Below are 18943 nucleotides of genomic sequence, written 5' to 3'. Positions count from 1 at the left end.
GGTGGCGTTCCGGCAGAGCGGTGCTCATGAGTGTGAGCAGTGCTCTTGGCGGTGAGAGGTGATCGCGGTGCGGGTCGGGGTGGTGGGCGCGGGGATGGCGGCGGCGCGGTTTGCGCAGCAAATGGCGGAACGGGCACCCGGGACGTCCGTGACGGTGTTCGGGGACGAGGTGTATCCGCCGTACAACAGAGCACTGCTCGCGGATGTGCTCAGTGCTCGCTTCGGGGCCGAGGCGATCGGATTGCCGGTCGGGCCGGCGGCGGTGGTGCGGATCGGGACGCGGGTCGGTGCCCTCGATGCGGAGCAGTGCTCTCTTCGGTTGGCCGACGGCGAGGTGCACTCGTTCGACGCGATCGTGCTGGCGACCGGAGCCGGGCCCGTGCTGCCACCGATGCGGAACCTGCGGGTCGCGAGCGGGCCGCGCAGCCCCTTCACGTCGGCCGGGGCGACCGGGTCGACCGGGTCGACCGGGCGAACCGCGGTGGCGGGTCCGGTCGGGCCGAGTGAGCCCACCGGCGCCACCGCGTCGCCCGCTCCGGCCGCCCCCGCCGCCCCGAGCGGTGAACCGAGCCTGGACCTGCTGGCGGGAGTGCACGCCTTTCGCTCGCTGGACGACTGCGCCGCGCTCGCTGCTGCGGCGCCCAGGGCCGAGCGTGCCGTGGTGATCGGTGGAGGTGTCCTCGGGGTGAGCGCCGCGCGGGCCTTGGCGGCGTTGGGGGTCGCGGTCGAGATCGTGCACCAGGGCCCACACTTGATGGAGCGTCATATCGACGCCCAGGCCGCGGGCGCACTGCTTGGCGGACTCGCCGAACTCGGTGTCGCGGTCTACCTCGACAACCGGGCTCGGGCCCTGACGGGTACGGATCACGTCGCCGGCGTCGAACTCGCCAACGGGCACGTGCTCGACGCGGACCTGGTCGTGCTTGCCTGCGGGGTCCGTCCCCGGGTCGCGCTGGCTCGGGAAGCGGGCCTGCGGGTCGACACCGGAATCGTGGTGGACGACCGGCTCGCCACCTCGGCGGCCGGCATCTACGCGATCGGGGACTGCGCCGAGTTCGCCGGGGACGTACACGGCCTCGCGGCGGCGGCGTGGGATCAGGCCGACGTCCTGGCCGCGCACCTCACCGGCGGCGAGCAACGCTACGCCGGGTCGCGCACGATGATGCGTCTGACGGCCGGCCCCTTGGCGGTCGCCGCGTTCGGGGCGACGGGCGCACGAGCGGGCGACGACGTCGTACGCGTCGCCGATCCGACCCGCAACGCCTACAAGAAGCTCGTCATCCGTGGCGACCGTCTGGTCGCCGGGATCCTGATCGGCGATCTCTCCACCGCCGGCGATCTGACCCGAGCCTTCGAACGCGACGATCCGCTGCCGGCCGACCCGCTTCACCTGTTGGCCGTGCCGGGAGCGTACCGATGACCCGGTCACCCACGACCGCCGCTCGACGGCGACTCCGCGACCACCCGGGCCGCCCCGAGCGGCCGGTGCCGCGCGCACGCGGGCTCGGCGTGCCGTGGGGCCGCTTCGCTGGCGGGGGCGGGGTGGTTCGCGGTCGCGGGTGAATTCGTGAGTGTGCGTGCGGGTGCCGGTTCGGGGTGTTGTGGCGTCGTTGGAGGAGTCGGGCGTGAGTGATGTCGGGAAGACGAATGTGGTTCTGGTCGGTCACGGCATGGTGGGGCAGCGGTTCGTCGAGGCGCTGGTCGAGCAGGCCGGTGGGCGGGTCGCCGTCACCGTGTTGGCCGAGGAGCCGCGGCGGGCCTATGACCGGGTGCACCTGACATCCTGGTTCTCGGGCACGACTGCGGAAGAACTGTCTTTGTGCAGCGCTGAGTTCGCGCGGCAGCACCAGATGGACATTCGGCTCGGGGATCCGGTCGAGGCGATCGATCGGATCGGTCGCACCGTCACCACCCGGGCCGGCCGCAGCGTGCCGTACGACGTGCTCGTGCTGGCGACGGGGTCGTATCCGTTCGTGCCGCCGGTGCCCGGCCATGACGCGGACGGGTGCTTCGTGTATCGCACGATCGAGGATGTCGAGGCGATCGAGGCCGCCGCGCGCGGGGCGCGGGTGGGAGCGGTCGTCGGCGGCGGGTTGCTCGGCCTCGAGGCCGCCGGAGCGCTGACCGCGATGGGGCTGGAGACCCATGTCGTCGAGTTCGCGCCGCGTCTGATGGCCATACAGGTCGATGACGGTGGCGGGGAGGTGTTGCGGCGCAAGGTCGAGGAGTTGGGAGTGACCGTGCACACCGGTGCGGGGACGCAGGCCGTCACCACCGGTGCCGACGGGCGGGTTTCGGGCATGACGTTGTCGGACGGCAGCGAACTGGCCGCCGATCTCGTGGTGTTCTCGGCCGGAGTGCGGCCCCGGGACCAACTCGCCCGCGCCGCGGGCCTTGCGGTGGGTGAGCGCGGCGGCATCGTCGTGGACGAGCGCTGCCGGACCGCGGACCCGCACATCCTGGCCATCGGCGAGTGCGCACTGGCCGCGGACGGGCGGGTGTACGGGCTGGTCGCGCCGGGGTACGCGATGGCCGAAGTGGCCGCGGCGGAGATCGGTGGCGCCGGGACGGACGGATTCACCGGCGCGGATCTGTCCACCAAGCTCAAGCTGCTCGGCGTGGAGGTGGCGAGCTTCGGCGACGCACACGGGGCGGCCGAGGGGTGCGTGGAGGTGCTGTACTCCAACACCCGGGCCGGCGTGTACAAGAAGCTGGTCATCGGAGCGGACGGGCGGCTGCTGGGCGGCGTTCTGGTCGGTGACGCGGAGGCGTACGGGACGTTGCGGCCGTTGACCGGCGGAGCCTTGCCGGTGCCGGCCGAGCAGCTCGTGTTGCCCGCGTCGATGGGTGCGCCGGTGCGATTCGAGCTTCCGGACCAGGCCGTGGTGTGCTCGTGCCACGCGGTGACCAAGGCGGTGATCCGAAACGCGGTCACCACCCACGACTGCCTCGACCTCCCGGCCGTGAAGAAGTGCACCAAGGCCGGTACCGGGTGCGGAAGTTGCGTCAAACTCATCGGCTCGATCGTGACCGAGGAGCTGGCCGCCGCCGGGATCGAGAGCATGCGCGGGCTGTGTGAGCACTTCGCCGAGCACACCCGCGCCGAGTTGTACGAGATCGTTCGGGTCAAGGGCATCACGTCCTTCACCCGGCTGATCGACGAGCACGGCAGTACCGGCGCGCCGGGCGGCGACGGATGCGACGTCTGCAAGCCCACCGTCGGCTCGATCCTGGCGAGTCTGGCCCAGGGCCACATCCTCGACGGCGAACAGGCCGCGCTCCAGGACACCAACGACCACTTTCTCGCCAACATCCAGCGTAACGGATCGTATTCGGTCGTTCCACGCATCCCCGGCGGCGAGATCACTCCGGAGGGCCTGATCACCATCGGTGAGATCGCCCGCGACTTCGGCCTCTATACGAAGATCACCGGCGGCCAGCGGATCGACCTGTTCGGTGCGACGGTCGACCAACTGCCGCAGATCTGGAAACGGTTGGTCGCGGCCGGTTTCGAGTCGGGCCACGCCTACGGCAAGGCGCTGCGGACCGTGAAGTCGTGCGTCGGCGAGAGCTGGTGCCGTTACGGCGTACAGGACTCGGTCGGCCTCGCGATCGAGCTCGAACTGCGCTATCGGGGTCTGCGTTCGCCACACAAGCTCAAGTCCGCGGTGAGCGGGTGCGCCCGCGAGTGCGCCGAGGCGCAGAGCAAGGACTTCGGGGTGATCGCCACCGCCGAGGGCTGGAACCTGTACGTCGGCGGCAACGGCGGGATGACCCCACGGCATGCCGACCTGCTGGCGAGCGACCTCGATCGGGACACGTTGATCCGTACGATCGACCGCTTCCTGATGTTCTACATCCGTACCGCCGACCGACTCGAACGCACCGCGTCGTGGGTGGAGCGGATGGAGGGCGGCCTCGACCATCTGCGCGCCGTGATCATCGACGACTCGCTCGGGATCTGCGCCGACCTGGACGAATTGATGGACCGTCACATCGGGACCTACCGGGACGAGTGGGCGGAGACGCTGGCCGACCCCGACCGGGTCCGCCGGTTCGTGTCGTTCGTCAACGCGCCCGGCATCCCCGACCCCACCGTTCGGTTCACCGCCGAGCGGGACCAGATCAAGCCCGTTTTGTTCGAGAAGTTGGAGGTACGCGGCCGATGACGACAAGTATCGAGTCGACAACCACGCTCACCGTCGAGATCGCCGGCGAAACCGGTTGGATGCCGGTGTGTTCGTACGCGGACCTGGTGCCCGGCCGGGGTGTCGCGGTGCTGATCGAGGGCCATCAGGTCGCGGTGTTCCGCGACCGGGCGGGGCGGCTGTACGCGTTGGCCAACCGTGACCCGTTCAGCGGCGCGTACGTCATGTCGCGCGGCATCGTCGGGCAGCGGGGCGAGGTGCCCACGATCGCGTCGCCGATGTACAAGCAGGTGTTCGACCTTCGTACGGGTGAGTGTTTGGACGAGGACGAGGGCCCCGACGGGGATCCGGCCGCGTTGCGGACGTGGGCGGTTCGTACGCGGTGATTGGTGCCCGCCGGCGCCCGGAAATTCTCACACCGCTCGGACGCCGATCCTGAGCGAGTTGTAGCGCCGGCGACCGACAGGACGTAGTGCGCCGAAATCTGCCGTTCCTAACGTGACGGATCGTCAGCCGGTATTCCCCCTCGGACAGGCAGGTCCCAGTGACGACGACTACGACAACCACCACCACGACCGCACCCGTCGCCGCGACCGGGTCCGGACCGCTCGACGACTGGCGGCCCGAGGACGAGGCGTTCTGGGCGCAGGCGGGGGCCGGGATAGCTCGGCGCAACCTGATCTTCTCGGTCCTCTCCGAGCACATCGGCTTCTCGGTCTGGAGCCTGTGGTCGGTCATCGTGCTCTTCCTCGGCCCGGCCTACGGGTTCGACCCCGCACAGAAGTTCACCCTGACCGCCGTACCGACCCTGGTCGGCGGGGCGATGCGGATTCCGTACACCTTCGCGGTCGCCCGCTTCGGCGGCCGGAACTGGACGGTGGTCAGCGCCCTGTTGCTGCTGCTGCCCACGGCGGCGATCGCGATCGTGTTGGAACCGGGCGTCTCCTACCGCACGTTGCTGGCGGTCGCCGCGATCGCCGGGGTCGGCGGCGGCAACTTCGCCTCCTCGATGGCGAACATCAACGCGTTCTACCCGCAGCGGCTGAAGGGGTGGGCGCTCGGGATCAACGCCGGTGGCGGCAACCTGGGCGTGCCGGCGGTGCAGCTGGTCGGGCTCGCGGTGCTTGCCACGGCGGGCGCGCGGCATCCTCGGCTGCTGCTCGTGGTGTACATCCCGCTGATCGTGCTCGCCGCGCTGTTGTCCGCGCGCTACATGGACAACCTGCCCGCACTGCGCAACGACAAGGGCGCGATGCGCGAGGTCGCCCGGGAACCGCACACGTGGGTGATGTCGCTGCTGTACATCGGCACGTTCGGGTCGTTCATCGGCTTCGGCTTCGCCTTCGGACAGGTGCTCCAGGTGCAGTTCCACGCGGAGTTCGCCACACCGGTCAAGGCGGCCTACCTGACCTTCCTGGGACCGCTGTTGGGCTCGCTGGTGCGTCCGGTCGGCGGGTGGTTCGCGGATCGGTGGGGCGGCGCGCGGGTCACGTTCTGGAACTTCGTCGCGATGGCCGGCGCCGCTCTCGTGGTCTATCTGGCCTCGCGGCAGGAGTCGCTCGGGTTGTTCCTGACCGGTTTCGTGCTGCTGTTCGTGTTCAGCGGGTTGGGCAACGGCTCGGCGTACAAGATGATCCCGGCGATCTTCGCGGCCAAGCTCGGCCCGGGCCCGGCCGCGCGGCGCAAGTCCGGTGCGCTGATGGGCATCGCGGGTGCGGTGGGCGCGTTGGGCGGGGTCCTGGTCAACATCGCCTTCCGCGAGTCGTTCCTGAACTCCGGCCGGGGCGACGCCGCCTACCTGGCCTTCCTCGCGTTCTACGGGCTGTGCCTGGTGGTTACCTGGGTGGTGTACCTGCGACCGTCCCCGCGGCGGTTGGCAGGCGTGTGAGGCGAGCAGCTCGCGATTCGGCGGCCGATCCCAACGGGGGCGGCCGCCGGTCGGTTTTCCGCGTCCACCCCATGCTCGCCCCGCGTCCGCCCCCGCATGCGTCCTTCGCGCGCCCCGCGTCAGCCCGACTTGCGGGCGGTGAGTTGTACCGGGGGCCGGCCGACGTTCCTGTGGCGGGCTCGAATTCCCGTCCTCGTCGGGGTGCACGCATGCGTCCAGGTCCTCGCGGCCGTCCTTGCGACTACGCTGCCCACACTCGCGGCCACCGTGGGGGAGTCGGGCTGCTTTCGACCGGCCGGAGGAAACGCGTGCGAGCAGTGCGGGTGCGTGAGTTCGGTGGATCCGATCCGACGTGCCGCGCGTGGTCGGCTTACCCGTTCCGGCTCCCGAACCCGGGCACAGGGGGGCCGGTTCACGTGGGCCGGGCCGGCGGCAGGCCCGAGTCGGTCGGGGCAACACTCAGCGGGAGGCGGCGCGTTCGAGGCGGACGGTGAGGAGAGTGGGGACGAGGGAGACCCAGAACAGGATTTGGGGGACGAGTCGGCCGGTCCACGGGATCGTCACGATCAGTACGGCGGTCAGGGTGCACCACGCGGTCTGGATCAGCACCAGACGTGCCCAGCCGACCCGTCGGATCAGCGACCACATGCTCAGCTTGACGCCGGTGCGCAGCCGTCGGTAGCGGCGCCACGCGCCCAGGACCCACGCGATGCCCATCAGCGTCAGCGCCCACAGCCGGATGCCGAGTGGAGCGGGCAGCGCCGTGGGGTCGTCGCCGGTCGGGAAGACGCGGCCGGCCAGGGCCGCGATCACCAGGCACAGCAGCGCGATCCAGCGGGTCCCGCGCAACATTCGGAAGACGGCCGTATCGACGTCCGCGCGCAACCGCTCGGACGTCGGATCCGCGGCGAGCGCGTCGGCGGCCGCGTCGGCGGCGGCCGGCAGTTTGGCTCCGGCGCCGATCAGTGCCGGCCGGGCGGCGGCGTGCTTGGCGTGGTCGGCGAGTTCGCCCAAAGCCCAGGCGTTCTGCGGGTCGATGCGCAACACCTCGCGAACCGCCCGCGTTCGCACGTCGTTTCGGCCGACCAGCAGGGAAGCCTTCCACAGCGCCCAGTGCGCACCGACCGCCTCCGGACCCAGACGCACCGCGGTACAGGCCGCCTCGAACGCCTCGGGCCAGCGTGGCTGCCACGAGTTCAGCGCCTCGGACAGTGCGGCATGGGCCTGCCACAGGTCGGGTGCGACGCCGATCGCGGCCCGGGCCGCGGCCTCCGCCTCCTCGCCGCGGGACAACTTGCGCAGACCGTACACGCGCACCAGGAGTGCCTCGTAGTCCTCCGGCGCGACGGCCAACGCGGCGTCGCTCGCGGCGACGACCTCCTCGTCGTGCCCGAGCTTGAGGTGTACGTAGGCGAGTCGGACCCAGGCGCGGGTATCGGACGGGTCCTCGGCGACCCGGCGGGCGAGGAGTTCGCCCGCCTCCTCGTGGCGGTCCAACTCCATCAGCGCGTGCGCCCGGGCGGACAGCGGATGTTCGCTCACAACTTCCCGGTCTTCCTCAGGTAGGTGAGCAGGTCGTCGTACGTGCCGCCTTCGTTGGCGAACATCGCCACGTTGCGCGCCGTCGCGAACCATGCCTCGGTGGAGGGGCGGATGGCCTTGGCCGCCGCCAACAGATCGCGAGTGTCGATCATGCGGACCGAACCGGTGCGCACGGAATCCAGCAGCGCGGCTTCCGCGGCGCTCTCGCACACGTGGGCGAGATCCGCGCCGGAGAACCCGTCGGTGATCTTGACCAGCCTACCCAGATCGATCGACGCGATGGGCCGCTCGCTCAGGTGGTAGCGCAGGATCGCCTCGCGGGCCGGTCGGTCGGGCGGCAGCACGAGCAGGGTGCGATCCAGGCGGCCGGGTCGGCGCAGCGCGAGGTCCACGTCCCAGGGCACGTTGGTCGCCGCCAGTACGAAGACGCCCTCGTTGTCGTTGCCGACCCCGTCCAATTCGGTGAGCAGCTGATTGACCGTGTTGCGCATGCCGCCGTGCAGGGTACGGCTGCGTTTGGCGCCGAGTGCGTCCAACTCGTCGAGGAAGACCACGCACGGCGCTCGGCGGCGCGCGGTGGCGAACACCTCGTGCATGTTGCGCTCGGAGTTGCCCATCCACATGTCCAAGACGTCGTTGATGGACACGGAGACGAAGGCGGCGCCGAGTTCGCCGGCGACCGCTCGGGCGATGAAGGTCTTGCCGCATCCGGGCGGTCCGTACAGCAACAGGCCGCCGCGCAGGCTCTTTCCGTACAGCCTGCGCAGCTCGGGATTGCGCATCGGGGCCAGGAAGGCGGCCTCCAGACGGTCCTTGACCTCCTGCATCCCGCCCACGTCGGCAAGGCGCAGCGAGCCGGGCGCATCCACGTCCCACGCGCTCGCCGCACCGGGATCACCGCCGCCGTCGGCGGCAACGGGCGCCTCGAATTCGTCCTTGTGGCCCTCGTCCGGCGCCGCCACGAACCGGGGCGGGACCACGTCCTCGACCTCCTGCTCGGCCGCGGCCCAGTCGAATCCTCCCGCCCGAGGCGCCTGTTCGGCGGCCGGCGACGCCGCGGGCGCGCCCATCGCCCGGGCCATCAGCTCCCGCGCCTGTGCGTCGCCGGGTGCCTGACCGAGTACGGCGGCCACTTCGGCGACGGCGGCGTCGAGGCGGCCGGCGTCGATCAGCAACTGCGCCAGGTGCAGGCGCAGCGGCAGATCGCGGGGCGCCGCCTCGACGGCCGTGCGCAGGCTGCGGATCAGCGGAGAGTCCGCCGCTGCCGATGGTTCCGGGGTTTGGGGACGCTCGTCGGGCATGGGCACAAGATTACGATCATGGTGCGTCCGGCCTTCGCTCACCCCGCCTTCGTCGCGGTCGTGCGGGTGTAGTGCTCGGCGATCTCGTCGCTCGTCGCGAGCCACACCCCCGGGTGGTTGGCGACGTACTCCAGCGCCTGGTCGGCACCCGGGTCGGTGGAGGACGAGGGCGCACGCACGCCCCGGGTGGTGGGCGGCGTCGCCGGCTCGTGCCGGGGTGCCCTTCGCCGCGATGGGGTCGGTCGAGGGGCGGGGCGCGCGCCGGCGGCCCCCACCGGGTCGGTGGGCCGCATGGCCGGCGTCGGGGGTGCCGGGGCGCCTGCGGTGTGCCGGGTGGGCGTGCGGGCACGGCGGGGTGTTCACCCGGGCGGCGGCATGGCCGGGACCGGGTTCTTCCGTTCCCGGGTGGGCGTGCCGGCGCGGAGACCCTGCCTGCGGGCATGCGCGATGTGTTGCCGGCGGCTTACCTGGTGAAGGCGACGGATCATTTCGGACGGAGTGAACATGCGCAGGACGAGAACGGCCGCGAACACGCCGAGTGCCGCTCGGCGGGCGCCGAGCCGCAAGAAACCGGTACGGCACGGCGTCGGGCCGATGGACGGGCTCGACGACATGGGTACGGGCATCGGCGACAGCCGACGCCGGCGTGAGATGTTCTGTCCCCGATGCATGGGCGTGACCGAACGTTGCACGCACGCGATCGGGGAACTGTCCGGCGTGAATCCGGATTCGCCCCCCGAAGGCCCACGCGCCGCCCGGCGCGGCGCGCCCCCGCAGGGGTGACCGGACCGGACGCCATGGCCCGATGAGGATCCGCCTCGACGCCGTCGACCTTCCCGGCCCGCCCGGGTGGTCGCTCCCGAGTCCCGGCAGGTCCGCGTCGCCGGGCAGCGGCGCGACCGATCCGGTGACCTGCTCGATCCGTATCCGGCCGACGCGCCGCACGCCACTCGGGGGCGCCGGCGACGACCGCGATCCGGACGGCGACCGGCCTCGCTCTCATGAGGCCGTACATCCTGGGTCGACCGGGGGCGGTTCGTGAGGGAGCGGGCGCCCCGTCGGAGTGAGCGGGGCGCCCGGGTCGATCGGCCCGGCGCTCGTTCAGTCGGCCGCGACGAGGCAGAACGGGTGCCCCTCGGGGTCGGTGAGCACGATCCACGTGCCCTCGCCCGGCTGGAATTCGGGCTTCGACGCTCCGCACGCGATCAGTTCCTCGGCCGCGCTCTCCAGGTCGGGGGAGGCGACGGTGAGGTCGAGGTGCGCGTGCTTGCGGGCGTCGGGCCAGTTCGGAGCACGGTAGCCCGCGATGTACTGGAACGCGATCCGGAGTGGGCCGCCGTTGTCGAGGCAGACGAACTCCTCGTCACCATAGGCGATTTCCCAGCCGGTGGCTTTGCGGTAGAACTCGGCGAGCCGGGCGGGCCCGGCACAGTCGATGGTGATGGCGGTGATGTCCGCGAGCGCGGGCATGGCGGGCTCCCTGGTGTCGACGGCGACTTCGGTGCGGCTCCCGGACCCCGGCGACCTTGGCCGGTCTCCGTCGGTCTCCGCCGACCCGCACCGGCGATGCGTACCCGAGCCGTAGGTGCGCCGGTGTCAGCGTTTGACGGCGACGAAACCCCATTGGTCAACCGGCTTTGTGGTGACCGGTTCGTCGGGTCGCCACAGGCTGATCGAGCCGAAGCCGGGTTCGAGGAGGTCGAGGCCGTCGGCGAATGAGCGCAGCACGTCGGCGGGACGCGAGACGTACGGGAGGGCGCCGCCGTCGGCGTACTCGTCCGACGCGGCACGCGTCAGCGGAGTTTCGATGGTGTCGCACAAGACCAGGTGGCTGCCCGCGGGGAACGCGTCCAGATAGGTGCGCAACAGGGCGGCGGCTCGGGCGTCGTCGGTGACGTGGCCCAGAGTGGAGAGCAGCATCAGCGCGACCGGTCGGCTCGGGTCGAGCGTCCTGGCGGCCTCGCGGAGCACGGTCTCGGTGTCGGTGAGGTCGGCCGGCACGTACGCGGTCGCTCCCTCGGGTCGGCCGGACAGGAGCGCGCGGGCGTGGGCGAGCACGATCGGGTCGTTGTCCACGTAGACGATCCGCGCCTGCGGGGCGGCCTGCTGGGCCACCTCGTGGGTGGCGTCGGCCGTGGGCAATCCGGTGCCCAGGTCCAGGAATTGCCGGATACCGACCTCGCCTGCCAGGTGGCGCACCGCGCGCGCCTGGAACCGGCGGGAGGCACGGGCGATGTCGACGATCTGCGGGAAGGACTCCTGTAACTGTGCGCCCAGAGCCCGGTCTATCGGGTAGTTGTCCTTGCCGCCGAGCCAGAAGTTCCACATCCGCGCCGAGTGCGGCGTCGTCGTGTCGATCGTGAGGACCGAGTCGAAGGCTCCGACCGAAGCGGCGGGTTCGGCCGGTTCGACATGCTCGGTTGCTTCGGTGGTCTCGGCTGCTTCGATCGGCGCGGGGTTGCGCTGGTCCGCGTTCATGTCACTCTCATCCCGTTGCCTCACATGATTCTCACAAAGTCATGTGCATCCTTTCACCACGCGTCACACGCGTTCCGATCGGGCGCCGTGCTCGGGTGCGGCGCCTTGTCGGCTCAGGCGTCCGGGGACGGCGCGAAGAGATAGCGGTCGATGATGAGCGCGGCGTCGGCGAGGATCTCCGGGTCACCGTCGGGGCGTTCGCGGAAGGCGAGGTCGAGCAGGTTGCCCCCGACCGCGAGCGCGAGTCGGGCCCGACGGCGGGACACATCGGTGTCCGGCAGCGCGTAGCCGCGCACGAGGGCTCGGTGCAGCCGATCGGCGATGTCCAGGTCGGTCTGCCGGCCGACCGCACCCACCGCGGCGATCCGCGGCCCGTGGAACCAGACTCGGCGGTATCCGGGTTCGGCGCGAAAGCGGTCCGCGTAGGCGGTGACCAGCTTTTCGAGCAACTCCCGCGAACTCTCGGGCGCCGGCTGCTCTTCGGTGACCTGCTCGGCGATCCGCACATCCATCCGCAGCCAGTCCCGGATCAGATCGGCGACGATCGCCTCCTTGTCGGCGAAGTAGCGGTAGAGCACGCCGATCGAGACACCCGCCTCGGCGGCGATCACCTTGGTGCCCAGCTCTTCGTAGGACGTCGTCTCCAGCAATGTCGCGGTCGCCCGCAGGATGCGGGCGACCTTTTCCCGGCTGCGCTGCTGCTGTGGCCGATGGGCTTGATCGGTCATCCGGACTCCTTGACACCTCGAAGAACACGAACCAGAGTCTGGTTCATGTTATCGGTCGGGAGGACCCCGCGCGCACGGCTCGGACCGAGCTTCGATCGGGTCTGGGCGTCGGTCACCGTATCCAGCCTCGGCGACGGTATGAGCTTCGTCGCCTTGCCGCTCCTGGCAGCACAACTCACCGCCGATCCACGGCAGATCGCGATCGTGTCGTTGGCCGAGCAGGCACCCTGGCTGCTCCTCGGCCTCCTCTCGGGCGTGCTGGCCGACCGCCTCGATCGCCGGCGCATCCTGTGGCTCGTCGACGCGGCCCGGGCCGTGTTGGTCGGGGCGCTCGCCGCGGCGGTTGCGGGCGGCGTGGTCACCATCACGCTGTTGGCGGTCGTCGCCTTCCTGCTCGGCTGCGGGCGGACCCTGTACAGCGGCGCCTGGTCGGGAATGGTCCCGGCCCTGGTCGTGCCCGCCGCACTCACCCGAGCCAACGCCCGCCTTCAGGCGAGTTCGCTGATCACCGACACCCTGCTCGGAACCCCGCTGGGCGCCCTGCTGTTCGGGATGGCCGCCGCGCTGCCTTTCGCCGTGGACGCGGTGTCCTTCGCTGCGGCGGCGGCACTCGTACTCCTGCTCCGGGGCAACTTCCGACCGCCTCCCGAGCCGGGGCCCACGACCTGGACGAGCCTGCGTCGCGACACGACCGAGGGGGTGCGTTGGCTCCGGCGGCACCATCCACTGCGCCGACTGTGTCTGGCGTCCGGGATCAACAGTCTGGTCGGCGGTGGCCTGATCGCCATTCTGGTGCTCTACGCCCAGCGGATCCTCGGCCTGGGCAACCTCGGCTTCGCTTTGCTGATCGCCTCGTTCGCGCTCGGTGGCGTGCTCGGCGCCCTGTCGACGCCTGCGGTCACCGCACGCTTCGGTGCGGCCCGCATTCTGCGGCCGGCTGCCGCGGGCACCGCGCTCGCCGCCGTGGTCGTCGGTAGCGCGACGTCGGGCCCGGTGGCCGCGCTGGGCATCGCGATGTACGGGGCGGCGAATCTGGCCTGGAACGTCACCGCGGTGTCGCTGCGCCAGTTGCTGGTGCCTGCCGCGTTGCTGGGCCGGGTGACGATGGCCTACCAAATGGTCATCGCCGGCGGCACGGCACTGGGTGCCGTCGTGGCCGGCTTCGCCGCGCATGCCTTCGGGCTCCGTGCCCCGTTCCACGCCGGGGCGGGACTTGTCATCGTCGCCGGCCTGATCAGTACACGATCCTCCACCGCGCGGGCCGGAACGCCGCCTCCGGCGGGCCCTGTTGCCGGGGCGGGGGACGGAGAAGGCTCCTGAGCCGGGGCGGGGGTGGGCGCGACCGGGTTCGTAACGCTCCGGCCCGCGCGACTGGTCCGGGTAACTCACCGGCGCGCGTGATCCGGTCCGGAAGCCGGGCCGGGCGAGGAGATGGTCCGTCGGGCCGACGGGGTGGTGGGGGCCGGTGCACGGACGGGCGGGTGAGCGGTACGGGGTCAGGCTTCGGCTGGGTCGGACGTGTGCGGGTCGTCGAAGTGCGGGTAGCGACAGGTGGCGGAGCAGCGGCAGGGGGGTTCGTCGGGAAAGGCGAGGATCGACGGTGGAGTCCCGTGATGGACACGGGAGTCTCGGATCAGCCGGGTGCCGTGCGGGTCGACTCGGTACACGGTCACGGTCAACCGGGAATCCCCGGGCGTCGGTGGGGCGTCGACATCGGGACGGACGGTGTCGGACATGAATCCTCCTTCTCCGACCGGAATGGCCATTCCACAGGTACCACGGGCCCGGGCGGCGAGTCGGTCGGCCGATCACCGATCACCCGAACGGCGGTGTGGAAACGGCGCCGCCCACCTCGGGTTTTGCGGGACCCGTGATGTGCGAGCGGCGGCGAGGGATTCGGCGAAGGGGGCCGCGCAGGGCCGGTACCTGCGCGTTCGCGGTCGGCTGCCGAGCGGTGGCCTGCCCGGGACGGACGCGCTGTGCCAATCGGGTCGAGTTCGGCGGCGTCGGGCCATCGGTGACGGTCCTGCCCGCGGCGCCGGGCCGAGCCGGCGACGGACGGTTCGGCGAGCGCATGGCGCCTGTGTCGAACGTGCGCCCGATCCCGATGTGCGGCGGGTGCGGGACGGGGGTACCGGCCGTCGTTCCGGCCCCTCGGCCCCGGGGCGCCGCGTCCGATGGACCGTACCGGTCCCGGACGCGGGGTCGACCGGTTCGACCCGCCCGCCCGGGACGGCCGTCGGTGGCGTCGTCGATGGCGTCGGCGGCGCGGGGGCAGCCGTCGGCGGCTTCAGTAGGTGAGGCGGGCGACGACGGGTGCGTGGTCGGAGCCGGGCCTGCCCTGTCGTTCGGCGGGTTGGTCGGTGACGGACGAGAGGGTGTGGCCGGTTCCGGTGGTGACGGTGTCGACGCGGGCCAGGAGGGCGTGGCTGACGAGGATGTGGTCGATCAGCTCGACCTGGCCCTCGAAGACGCGGGAGAAGCGTTGTTCCTCGGGGATGAGCGGAGCCAGGTTCCACAGTCGGGTGGCGTCGCCCCGGTCCGGGCGGTCGAAGCCCGGCGTGCCGATCTGGGATCCGGGCGGGCCGTAGAGGATCTGGGTGGTGGCGGCCTGCGGTTGGTCGTTGAGGTCGCCCATCACAACGACGTCGTGGGTGCGGCCGTCGTCGGCGAGGAGGCGGTCGGCGAGGGCGCGCATCGTGGCGGCTTCGGCGCCGCGGCGCCACAACGCGTAAGCCGCGTAGCGGGCGCGTTCGCCCTCGTCGCGCGGCGCGTGTCGGTTGCCGGGGTAGCCGAGCAGCTTGGACTTGAGGTGGCAGACGGCTGCGGTGAGGGTGCGGCCGGGCACCGGTTCGAGGGTGACGGCGAGGCCGCCGCGGCCCATGGCGCCGACCGGGACACCGGTGTCCTGGGTCTGCACGGGCGCGAACCGGGCCGGGAACGCGGTGACATCGGCAATGGTGGTGAGCGGCGTACGACCGAGGAAGCCGACGCGGATACCGCGCCCGTCCGGGTGGGCGGACAGCGCGATGTGCCACTCGCCGTCCAGCAGGTCGACCAGATCGGCGAGGGCGTCGGGATTGCCGACCTCCTGGACGCCGAGCAGATCGGGTTCGAACTCGGTTATCGCGGCGGCCAGCGCGGCCAACTTCGCCCGGTAGGACTGGTCGTCCTCGGGACCGTCCGGCTCGCCGGGGCGAAAGAGGTTCTCCAGGTTCCACGTGCCGATGGTCACTCTCACGAGCTGCTCCTGACGACGCCTGGGAGTTGACGCGCCCAGTGTTTCGGCCCGCGCCGCCCGTACGTAAGAGCCCGGCGGTGACATTCGCCCGCCGGCAGGCTCGGGTCGGGGAGGCGATCGGCGCTGCGGTTCCGCGCGGGTTCAGCGGTCACGGGGCCGGGTTGCGTGCGCCGGCCGGCATCGCAAGCGCTCCGCCGAGGTTGTGGCCGGTGCCCGTGCGCCGCGGCCGTTGGGGAGCGAACGTGGCGATCGTGCCGGGGAAGTCGGGTGCACGACATGGTGGGCGCGATGGAATCCGAAGCGCGGCCGCAGGCGGTCCGGGCACGTTGCGCCGTCGGCGGGTGCCGCGGGCGCGGCGGCCCGCCCCGCTTACGTGCGGGCGTGGTGGGCCAGGGCGGCGTGGGGGTCATGCCCGCCGGTGAGCGTGGCGGGGTCGGTGTGGACCAACGCGGCGTCCAGGCGGGGGAGGGCGTGCAGGAGGGCGTGTTCGGTGGCGACGGCCACGGTATGGGCGTTGCGCAGGTCGAGGTCGGCGTCGACGACGACGGCGACCTCGGCGCGCAGGCGATGGCCGATCCAGCGCATCCGCAGTTCGCCGACGTCCAGCACGCCGGGCACCTTGCGTACCGTGCGCTCGGCGGTGTCGACCAGCGCCGGGTCCACGGCGTCCATCAGTCGCCGGAACACCTCGCGCGTGGCGTCCTTGAGGACCGCCAGGATCGCCAGGGTGATCAGCAGGCCCACGATCGGATCGGCCGATGTCCACCCGAGCGCGGCACCGGTGGCGCCGAGCAGGACGGCCAGTGACGTGAAGCCGTCGGTGCGGGCGTGCAGTCCGTCGGCGACCAGCGCGGCGGAGCCGATGCGGCGTCCGGTGCGGATGCGGAGGCGGGCCACCCATTCGTTCCCGACGAAGCCGATCACCGCCGCGACCGCGACGGCGGGCAGGTGCGACATCTCCCGTGGGTGGGACAGGCGGTCGATCGCGGTCCAGGCGGTGAGCGCGCAGGACGCGACGATGGTGAGCAGGACGACGATCCCGGCGATGTCCTCGGCGCGGCCGTAGCCGTAGGTGAAGCGTCGGGTCGCGGCGCGACGCCCGAGCAGGAACGCGATGCCCAGTGGCACGGCGGTCAGGGCGTCGGCGCCGTTGTGCACGGTGTCGCCGAGCAGGGCGACCGACCCGGACCACATCACGACGAACGCTTGCAGGACGGTGGTCGCGCCCAGGATCGCCAGTGAGATCCACAGCGTGCGCATGCCGTCCGCGGACGCCTCCATGGGCGCGTCGATCCGGTCGGATGCCTCGTGCGAGTGGGGGGCGAGCGCGTGCGCCGCCACGTGGCGTATCCGGGACCATCGACCGGTTCCGTGGCTGTGCGCGTGGGTGTGGGCGTGCCCGGCGTCGCGCTCGACGTGTTCGTGTTCGTGTGCGTGGTCGGGTTCACGACGGTCGTGCGGGTGGTCCGGCGCGGTTTCGGGCACGGCGGCATCCTCGTGGTCGGCGGCCGGCGTAGCGTGCTTCGGACTTCGTGTCGGCCGGGCGGTACGGCTCGTCGTGGGCGCGCCGCGCCTCCCATTATGTGCGTATGAGCGCACGCATGCACCTATCACATGCGTACGATGCGCAGGTGCACGACGAAAGCGAGCGATACGCGGTCGCGGTGGAGATCCTGACCCTGCTGGCGGACCGCACCCGACTTGCCCTGCTGCGACGCCTGGTCGAGGGCGAGGCGGATGTGGGCACCCTGACCGAGGTGTGTGGCGCGAGCCGCACCTCCGTCAGCCAGCACCTGGCCCGGTTGCGCCTGGCCGGACTCGTCACCACCCGCAAGGAAGGCCGCCGCGTCGTCTACGCCTTGCCGCACGGACATGTCAGCCGCCTTGTCGACGAGGCCCTGCGCGTCGCCGATCACCGCATCGGAAACCTCCCGCCACACGACTGAACCCGCACCCGGTCCGACTCCGGCTCGCGCGGGCGGGTCGCCCCGGTGAACCGGGGCGCGGCACGTCGCCGGGCCGACTGCTCGACGGTGCGGCTCCGCCGAGCCGGGGCGGCGGGCTCGCGCGTGACGCGCACGAGCGGTGCGTCGCCCCCGCCGACGGGTTGTCGGTGGGGACGACGCCCAGGGCGGCGCCACGGCCGAGGGCGTGGTCGGCCGCCGGGCCCGGGGTGGTTACTTCACCCACAGCTCGTAGTTCTCGAACTGGCCGCCGCCCGTGCACTGGTAGGTGGACCAACGGTGGGCGTTGATGCCCTGGTTGCCGGTGTCGTTGCACGCACTGGCCCAGTAGTAGTCGGTGATGTACGTGTAGCCGGGGCTGGCCGGCGGGTGGCACGGATGCGTGCAGGCGACCGTCGTGGGGGCCGCCTGGGCGGGCGCGGCGCCCAGTACGGTGCCGGCCAGGACGGCGCTGCCGGTGGCGAGCCCGAGGACGAAGTTGCGGAGACGCATGGTGGAGTCCCTTCGATGTGCGATATGCGGACATCCCGTACACGTTCGGTGACGACTCCCGGTATGACAGCGATTGTGTGACCTGAGTCACATCAAGCTGCGGAGTGCGGCTGCGTCGACCTGTGCACGGTCGAGCGCGACCGGGCCTTCGGTGGTATCGCCCGCGCGGTGTACGGGTTCCGACCACCCGTAGACCGCGCGAGCGGCGCCGGGTGGTCGACGTGCGTCAGGTCAGGCCCAGCCCTTGCGGACCGCCAGGGCGCCCGCCTGGAATCGGCTGTCCGCTCCCAGCAGGGCCAGCAGATCGCCGACCCGGCGGCAGTACGTGCGCCCGGACAAGCCGATCCGGGCCGCCGCCGCCTCGTCGGTCAGACCGGCGAGCAGACACTCGAGTACGGGCACCAGATGGGCGGGCGGTTCCTCGTCGAAGAGGCGGGCGCTCGGGTCCTCGCCGGACTGCCACGAACGCTGGTGGGCCCGGACCAGGGCACGGACGACGACGGGGTCGCGGACGAGAAGCATGCCGTTGTACAGGACGTCGAGATCGATCGGGACGAGGGCGACCGACCGGTCCATGACGCCCATCCGGAAGGGGATTTCGTCGATCAGTCGAGCCTGTCCCCCGTCGCGCCACCGGATGGTGCCCACCTCCGCGTCCCGGGCGAGGCCGCGTCGCGAGGTGATCTGGCGAACCCGCGGAACTCGGGCCACGACCTCGCGGACGCACGTCGCCGCGTGCACGAGCATGCGCTCCGGGACACCCTGCCCGATGCAGCCGGACGGGTCGTCGAAGGTGAGCAGTTCGTGCCGGGTGACGGCGGCGAGCCGGGCGGCGGCGGTGCCGACGTGTTCGGGCCGCACACTCTGCGCGGGTGGCCTGATCCCGCGATGGGCGTGAAAGGCGGACTCCTCCAGCGTCTCGGTCAACGACTCGCGCAGGACCGACCGCATCGGCACCCGGCCGGACGACACCGACATGGGACCCGCTCCTCCCCGGACAGGCGTGGACAAGCCGCCATTACCGAGAGTACGCAATCGTGCGCGCAATGCAGCCGAATTTCCAATGGTCGAAGCCCGTCGAAGTCTGGTTGAAGCCTGTACCACTGGCGAGTTCACGCCATCGCGGCCCGTCGGCGAAACCGGGCCCGGCACAGTGAATCC

General features: G+C 71.5%; 17 protein-coding genes. 6 read left to right on the top strand and 11 right to left on the bottom strand.

Features of this window, described 5'->3' with window-relative positions:
* The first annotated feature begins 58 nt into the window (after positions 1 to 58).
* The 4 genes from A3IC_RS0101600 to A3IC_RS0101585 all read left to right on the top strand — a co-directional run bounded on the left by A3IC_RS0101600 (position 59) and on the right by A3IC_RS0101585 (position 6036).
* Positions 59 to 1420: an FAD-dependent oxidoreductase gene (locus A3IC_RS0101600; RefSeq protein WP_020548309.1), complete on the top strand. Its 1362-nt coding sequence runs from the start codon at positions 59 to 61 to the stop codon at positions 1418 to 1420.
* 205 nt (positions 1421 to 1625) lie between these two features.
* Positions 1626 to 4169, top strand: coding sequence for a nitrite reductase large subunit NirB (nirB, locus tag A3IC_RS0101595; protein ID WP_026217766.1), 2544 nt, complete (start codon positions 1626 to 1628; stop codon positions 4167 to 4169).
* Positions 4166 to 4534, top strand: coding sequence for a nitrite reductase small subunit NirD (gene nirD / locus A3IC_RS0101590; protein ID WP_020548307.1), 369 nt, complete (start codon positions 4166 to 4168; stop codon positions 4532 to 4534). Before nirB ends, nirD begins: the two co-directional genes overlap by 4 nt.
* A gap of 158 nt (positions 4535 to 4692) precedes the next feature.
* On the top strand, positions 4693 to 6036 hold the full coding sequence (locus A3IC_RS0101585; RefSeq protein WP_020548306.1) for a nitrate/nitrite transporter: 1344 nt from the start codon (positions 4693 to 4695) through the stop codon (positions 6034 to 6036).
* A 459-nt stretch (positions 6037 to 6495) separates the two neighbouring features.
* Here A3IC_RS0101585 and A3IC_RS0101580 read toward each other — a convergent pair whose 3' ends face one another.
* The 6 genes from A3IC_RS0101580 to A3IC_RS68240 all read right to left on the bottom strand — a co-directional run bounded on the left by A3IC_RS0101580 (position 6496) and on the right by A3IC_RS68240 (position 12085).
* Positions 6496 to 7578, bottom strand: coding sequence for a tetratricopeptide repeat protein (locus tag A3IC_RS0101580; RefSeq protein WP_020548305.1), 1083 nt, complete (start codon positions 7576 to 7578; stop codon positions 6496 to 6498).
* Positions 7575 to 8879 carry an AAA family ATPase gene (locus A3IC_RS0101575; protein ID WP_020548304.1) on the bottom strand — a complete coding sequence of 435 codons (1305 nt, stop codon included), beginning with the start codon at positions 8877 to 8879 and terminating at the stop codon, positions 7575 to 7577. The genes A3IC_RS0101580 and A3IC_RS0101575 overlap by 4 nt, the downstream gene beginning before the upstream one ends.
* A gap of 38 nt (positions 8880 to 8917) precedes the next feature.
* A complete protein-coding gene (locus tag A3IC_RS67200; protein WP_020548303.1) occupies positions 8918 to 9058 on the bottom strand; it encodes a hypothetical protein in 141 nt (46 codons plus the stop codon).
* Positions 9059 to 9980: 922 nt separating this feature from the next.
* A complete protein-coding gene (locus A3IC_RS0101560) occupies positions 9981 to 10349 on the bottom strand; it encodes a VOC family protein (protein WP_020548301.1) in 369 nt (122 codons plus the stop codon).
* Positions 10350 to 10475: 126 nt separating this feature from the next.
* Positions 10476 to 11357, bottom strand: a complete 882-nt coding sequence (locus A3IC_RS0101555; RefSeq protein ID WP_020548300.1) for an SAM-dependent methyltransferase — start codon at positions 11355 to 11357, stop codon at positions 10476 to 10478.
* Between the two features lie 113 nt (positions 11358 to 11470).
* Positions 11471 to 12085: a TetR/AcrR family transcriptional regulator gene (locus A3IC_RS68240; protein WP_020548299.1), complete on the bottom strand. Its 615-nt coding sequence runs from the start codon at positions 12083 to 12085 to the stop codon at positions 11471 to 11473.
* Between A3IC_RS68240 and A3IC_RS51935 the strand changes: the two genes are divergently transcribed.
* The gene (locus A3IC_RS51935) at positions 12068 to 13405 is read left to right on the top strand and encodes an MFS transporter (protein WP_321184129.1); all 1338 of its coding nucleotides are present in this window, start codon (positions 12068 to 12070) and stop codon (positions 13403 to 13405) included. The two genes, A3IC_RS68240 and A3IC_RS51935, sit on opposite strands and share 18 nt — an antisense overlap.
* 176 nt (positions 13406 to 13581) lie before the next feature.
* Here the strand turns inward: A3IC_RS51935 and A3IC_RS0101540 are convergent, their stop codons facing one another.
* The 3 genes from A3IC_RS0101540 to A3IC_RS0101530 form a co-directional block, all read right to left on the bottom strand.
* Positions 13582 to 13821 carry a hypothetical protein gene (locus A3IC_RS0101540; protein ID WP_026217763.1) on the bottom strand — a complete coding sequence of 80 codons (240 nt, stop codon included), beginning with the start codon at positions 13819 to 13821 and terminating at the stop codon, positions 13582 to 13584.
* Between the two features lie 554 nt (positions 13822 to 14375).
* Positions 14376 to 15320 carry an endonuclease/exonuclease/phosphatase family protein gene (locus tag A3IC_RS0101535; protein WP_020548296.1) on the bottom strand — a complete coding sequence of 315 codons (945 nt, stop codon included), beginning with the start codon at positions 15318 to 15320 and terminating at the stop codon, positions 14376 to 14378.
* 375 nt (positions 15321 to 15695) lie between these two features.
* The gene (locus A3IC_RS0101530) at positions 15696 to 16811 is read right to left on the bottom strand and encodes a cation diffusion facilitator family transporter (protein WP_020548295.1); all 1116 of its coding nucleotides are present in this window, start codon (positions 16809 to 16811) and stop codon (positions 15696 to 15698) included.
* Between the two features lie 104 nt (positions 16812 to 16915).
* Between A3IC_RS0101530 and A3IC_RS0101525 the strand changes: the two genes are divergently transcribed.
* Positions 16916 to 17272: an ArsR/SmtB family transcription factor gene (locus A3IC_RS0101525; protein ID WP_026217762.1), complete on the top strand. Its 357-nt coding sequence runs from the start codon at positions 16916 to 16918 to the stop codon at positions 17270 to 17272.
* Positions 17273 to 17503: 231 nt separating this feature from the next.
* On the opposite strand, the gene A3IC_RS0101520 is transcribed toward A3IC_RS0101525, so the two are convergent.
* Positions 17504 to 17782, bottom strand: a complete 279-nt coding sequence (locus A3IC_RS0101520) for a hypothetical protein (RefSeq protein ID WP_020548293.1) — start codon at positions 17780 to 17782, stop codon at positions 17504 to 17506.
* 231 nt (positions 17783 to 18013) lie between these two features.
* Positions 18014 to 18760 (bottom strand): helix-turn-helix domain-containing protein, encoded by a 747-nt coding sequence (locus tag A3IC_RS0101515; RefSeq protein WP_020548292.1) that lies wholly within the window; start codon positions 18758 to 18760, stop codon positions 18014 to 18016.
* Positions 18761 to 18943: the final 183 nt, after the last annotated feature.

This window comes from Embleya scabrispora DSM 41855 (assembly GCF_000372745.1).
Taxonomy (GTDB): domain Bacteria; phylum Actinomycetota; class Actinomycetes; order Streptomycetales; family Streptomycetaceae; genus Embleya; species Embleya scabrispora.
Note: the sequence above shows the minus strand (reverse complement) of the source record. Positions and strands in the feature narration are given on the sequence as shown.

Coding starts and splice junctions, on each gene's coding strand:
- nirD (WP_020548307.1), top strand. CDS start 4,166: ATGACGACAAGTATCGAGTCGACAACCACGCTCACCGTCGAGATCGCC.
- A3IC_RS0101575 (WP_020548304.1), bottom strand. CDS start 8,879: ATGCCCGACGAGCGTCCCCAAACCCCGGAACCATCGGCAGCGGCGGAC.
- A3IC_RS0101560 (WP_020548301.1), bottom strand. CDS start 10,349: ATGCCCGCGCTCGCGGACATCACCGCCATCACCATCGACTGTGCCGGG.
- A3IC_RS0101555 (WP_020548300.1), bottom strand. CDS start 11,357: ATGAACGCGGACCAGCGCAACCCCGCGCCGATCGAAGCAGCCGAGACC.
- A3IC_RS51935 (WP_321184129.1), top strand. CDS start 12,068: ATGGGCTTGATCGGTCATCCGGACTCCTTGACACCTCGAAGAACACGA.
- A3IC_RS68240 (WP_020548299.1), bottom strand. CDS start 12,085: ATGACCGATCAAGCCCATCGGCCACAGCAGCAGCGCAGCCGGGAAAAG.
- A3IC_RS0101540 (WP_026217763.1), bottom strand. CDS start 13,821: ATGTCCGACACCGTCCGTCCCGATGTCGACGCCCCACCGACGCCCGGG.
- A3IC_RS0101525 (WP_026217762.1), top strand. CDS start 16,916: ATGAGCGCACGCATGCACCTATCACATGCGTACGATGCGCAGGTGCAC.
- A3IC_RS0101520 (WP_020548293.1), bottom strand. CDS start 17,782: ATGCGTCTCCGCAACTTCGTCCTCGGGCTCGCCACCGGCAGCGCCGTC.
- A3IC_RS0101515 (WP_020548292.1), bottom strand. CDS start 18,760: ATGTCGGTGTCGTCCGGCCGGGTGCCGATGCGGTCGGTCCTGCGCGAG.